General features: G+C 49.3%; 2 protein-coding genes. Both read left to right on the top strand.

Annotated features, from left to right (window positions below; genetic code table 11):
- On the top strand, positions 1–3,865 hold a 3,865-nt coding region (locus KBW69_RS23105), incomplete at its 5' end, for a hypothetical protein (RefSeq protein WP_257282478.1).
- A gap of 130 nt (positions 3,866–3,995) precedes the next feature.
- Positions 3,996–4,727 (top strand): hypothetical protein (locus KBW69_RS23100; protein ID WP_257282477.1); only part of this gene is annotated, 732 nt, incomplete at its 3' end.

The raw sequence follows: 4,727 nt of genomic DNA, 5'->3' as shown, positions 1-4,727 counted from the left end.
CGGTGAGCAGTCCACTGTTGTCCGGGGGTTGATTACGCCTTATACCGGACATTTGGCAAAACCATCGGAGTCGTCCTTCTCCCTGGCAAAACTGACCCCGCAAAGTACTGCCATGGAAGAATGCCAGTGCAGCAGCTGGCCAGCAGGTCTTTATAACGACCCTGTTAGCCAGCAGGTTTATTCCATCAAACCGACCAGCTGTGAACTCAGTGCCCGCAACCAGCTATTGATGGCCAACCTCGCCGGACTGTTGGGCATCACAGTACCTCAGAGTTTTGTCCATCAGGAGCAGGGTCATTGCTATGTGGTCAGTCCTGTCCCCGAACAATGGCAGGGTAAGCTCAAAGGCGGAGAGGCGACGCTGCGCTCTCTGCCTCCAGAGCAGTGGGCCAAATTATTGCTGATTAATGTGATAGTCGGTAACGAAAATATGGTGAACAGTACCTGGGAGGGCATTGAACTGACTCCGGAAGGGGAACCGGTCATGTTCAACTGGGATTTTGCCGGGCTGGCAACTCGCTACCCGTGCGCTGAAAAACCAGAGCCCACCCCCGCAGCGGATGATTTTTCCTCCATGCCCGTGCTGCTGAATAAGCTAAGGAACCCACAGGCCCCCCCCATGAACTCCTTGCCTATGGACAACCCCTGCGTCGATATTCTCGCGCAACTAAAGGATGACTTGCTGGGCCACACCCTGAAAGATATCTTGCGGCAGGTTGACTGGCAGGCGCTGGACCGACTGATCGAACACAGCGGTTTTCTGCCCGGTGACCGCAGCTGGTTACGGCAGACGATTCACGATCGTATTGCCTGGCTGACCACTCGCTTCCCCAACAGCCTGGAGGCCGGTGAGAGGGTATCCATAGCGGAATACAAGGCAATCAAGGCGGCGGGCATTCGCGGTGGTTGGCTGCCGGTCAAAGGCCGGGATATCCGGGGCGGGCAGATCGGTATTAGCCAGTTACTGGATGCCAATGACCAACCCATCACCCGGATGACCTTTAAGTTGTCCCGGGAAGCGGGCAATAAACTGGCTGATAACCTGGCCCTGGAACGGGGATTGTACCGTCTGGCGAGCCGGGTTAAATACGCTAACTTTGCCCTGAATGATCCCGAATCTGCCCTGAACGACCATTACCGCGACTGGCGCAGTGACCTGACCAGCCTGGCCAATGACTGTGAGGGCATGGCCGGGCAGTTAGCCAAAGATAAAACACGATGGGACGAAAAGCATCACCCTACTATTGATCATACCGTGATGATTCTGCAGGACATTGTTAAAAAGTGCCGGGCGTCGTTAGCCGCTGACGTGCCGTCCATTGCAAAACTGCCAACCATCAAAACTCCCCTGCCTGCCCCGAAATTTCCCGCGCGAGTCAGTTCAAGAACCGGCGAAGACGTTGAAACGGAAATAGAACTGGCTGAATTCAGCCACGGTTTTGTCAAACTGACAGGCCAGAGGGTCAGTTATTTGGATGAGCGACAACTGCATTTTTCATACCTGAATGCCTCACCGGTACGTGCTGTTAAACTCGAAGCAGCCGCCTGTGAGGGTGGCAGTATTCTGTTTTCTCCTCCAAATTTGCCTGAAGCCCTTAGCTTTGAAAATCAACTGACCATCACCTTTGGGGGACACAGTAAAGCGGTGGTTGAAGCATTGTTCAGGGAACTGGCAGGACTGGGCATTGATGCTGAGCGACCAGATACCGCTGACCTGGAGGAGCAATGGCTGGACGCCCTGGCCGACTACCATGGTTGCCTGGGTGATATGAACCTTTCCGTGGCAGCGGATATTAATACCCCGGTAAATACCCGCAAAAAAGCGTTTCTAAAACAGTTTCTGAACCTAAGTGACGAAGATCTGCTCGATTGGGAAATTCATTGTCGTATTCGCGCAGGACGTCTGGTGCATTACCGCCTGGGGATGCCCCACGGCGTTGGGGCAAACCCCGCTCGTGAGTTCTGTGCCGGGCATAATATAGACTTTCTTTCTGACCGGGAGCGGGTCAGTAAACAGGTTGTGCTCAATAGCCTGGCAAATGAAGCTACCCTGAGTTCCTTTGAGCGACGTACTGAGATTGGAATAGAACCGTTTGGGAATATGTGGGATATGACCACCAGGATGAAATGCGACACCGAGAAAGTATGTACCCGAGTCATGGAGAAGAAGCTGGCAGATAATTCCAGGCGTGATTATGGAGGAGGGATGATGTCTATGATCTTGACTTCTGCAACACTCGGCCGACTGGATGCAAGCATTTGTAAAAATCACAGCGTTAACGGAAAGTTCCCTGATCTGGACGCCTTCGCCCGCAATGAGAAAATTATTACGCAGTCAACCTGTGACTACCACAGTCTTATTCATTTTAATAAACAACAGGAGACTCGTTTTTCCAAGCCTCTGTCCTTACTTGACGAGTTGAACGTACTTGAGATCAGTTCTCACGAAGATATACGTCAATTATTTTATATTTTAAAGAAACGCTTTAGCCACTGGCCCGACGGGCGCCCGCTGGAAAAGCTTTTTCGGCAATCCTGGTCAGTCCTTTACCATGAGATAACCTGTAAAGGCAGCAAGTTTGACAAAGGCATCAAAAGTCTCGTCAAGGTTTGTGGTGAAGAGGGCATACAGTTGTTGTTTGAGCAAAACCCACAACTGTTGAAGGGAAAGCTGGATTCCCTTGATGGTTTTAAGCTGAAAGGACGGGCGCATAATTTAAAAGGGATTGATTTCAGCGGCTGTTCAATGAAGGGGACAGTGTTTCAATCCATTTCATTTCATACGTGTAAATTCAATACAGAACAGTTAAACAGTGCCATTGTTGAAGATGGCTTTTTCGGCGCCTGTTCTTTTGAAGGTAAGCGGTTTTCATCATCGATATTAGACAATACCCATTTCTGCCCCGAAAGTGGTAAGGATAACCAGATATCTGCAAGCACACACCAGCTTTCCCGAATCCTGCGTCAGTCGTGTGTCAATCAGCACAATGAGTTCAGTCTGCAACAATGGCTGGTGGTGATGGGGAAAAGTCATTATCTACGTTCCGGCTCAACACCGCTGGATAATTTAAGTCGGAAAATTCTGATCCGACATATTGACGAAATCAAGAGTTTTTATCCACAGCAACTACCTGGAACTATTCGTGGACTGTTTGGGATTGAATTTCAGAATATTACCAATGCAACAAATTTTGTCTGTAATAATCCGGAATTCTATGATCGCAAAATTAAAGATCTCAAAGATCTGTATTTTGAGTTCAGAACCGCCTTCCTGGAAGAAGGAAATTATCAGCGGGATTCAGGTAATCCATTTGAAAGATTATTTCCCCTCTATCGCGTCGCGCACAATGATTATTCCCGGGAAGCAGTTTTGGCGTTGATGTTAAATGTTATTAACCTTGTTCTGTTCCCTGAATCCAATGATAAATACATAGACTTTGGCGTCAATGCCAATAGCGCGGATGAGCATGACCATTGCTTGAAGGCCATTCCTGAGGCAAGTAGAGAAATTACGCAAAGCAATAAAGGTGACCTGCCTCTGGTTGAAATGCAACGTTACAAAACTGATCTTTGTTTCTTTCACCTTAGAGAGTACCGTGAGTATATTCGTCAATTCTGGGGAGAATGTTCAGAGCAGAGCCAATTAACAATAGCCAAACACTGTTTACGTCATCAAAACGTTGTCGTTAGCCCCGTTACAACCGGAGAATTTAAAACATTGTTGACTAAAGAACACGATGCGGGAACTTGGTGGGATCTTTATTGCACCAACGTGATAAAGCATGCAAAAAATCAGAAGGAGTGGGACAGCTTGCTCAAGGATAAATTTGGAGAGTGGGCCACCAAAGGCAACAGATATTATTAAGTTCGCATTCCCTGCCGTGCCTCTATGGCAAAGGATGGAACTAGTTATTGGATAAAAAGTCTCAATTGTAATTGATTTGATATCCATCAAACAGATTGGTACTACAAGGACAGTAGTGAGGGTTGAAGAAATGGATTTGCCAGGTATTAAAACGGTCAGTGAAAAAACAGAACAGGCGTCTTTTGCCGGTTGCATCGTTTCATCTAATAATGCTAATCAGACAGGCACCGCTTTTGCCAGAGAAGTGAGTAGAAGTGAAGAGGTAATGGTTCCGGCTGTTGCTTGTGCAAAGTGGGATGAGGCGATCGAAATTGATTTCTTGCGCAAGGTCGGGCATAAAGTAGCCGCCACTGATATTGCCACGCAAATAATTGAGACAGGGCCGGAAACGCTGACCATTGAACCGGCAAGAAAAGGTCCGAAGCTTGCTGCAACCGAAACTGAAACTGCCAACTTACCGATCATTGATCAATCGTTAATCGAATCCACTCAGGTAGCGAAAACGGCCCTGCTTCTGCATTATCGCCCTAGCAGCATCGCTCCCCATGCCCAAACCATTGCCCGCCTCATTCATGGTCTTCAGCACAGTTGCCGGACGGCGATCTGGGCAGTAGCCCTTTTGCAACAGCGTAAACTGCACGGCGATCCCCGGGCGCTGGCATTTCCGGACCACATGGTACCCCTGCTGATCAAAGCTTGCCTGTTCCACGACACTGGCCGTGAAGGCGATGGGGTCGATACGGTGGAGTGGGAGCGGGCCAGTGCAGACAACCTGAGGGAACACCTGCGCAACCTCGGGGTGGATCAGTCCCTGGCGTGGCAATGCGGTGAAGCCATTTGCCACAAGGATAACCCGGAGGGC

Origin of the sequence: Endozoicomonas sp. ISHI1, assembly GCF_024606225.1 — a bacterium.
Taxonomy (GTDB): Bacteria; Pseudomonadota; Gammaproteobacteria; order Pseudomonadales; family Endozoicomonadaceae; genus Endozoicomonas_A.
Note: the sequence above shows the minus strand (reverse complement) of the source record. Positions and strands in the feature narration are given on the sequence as shown.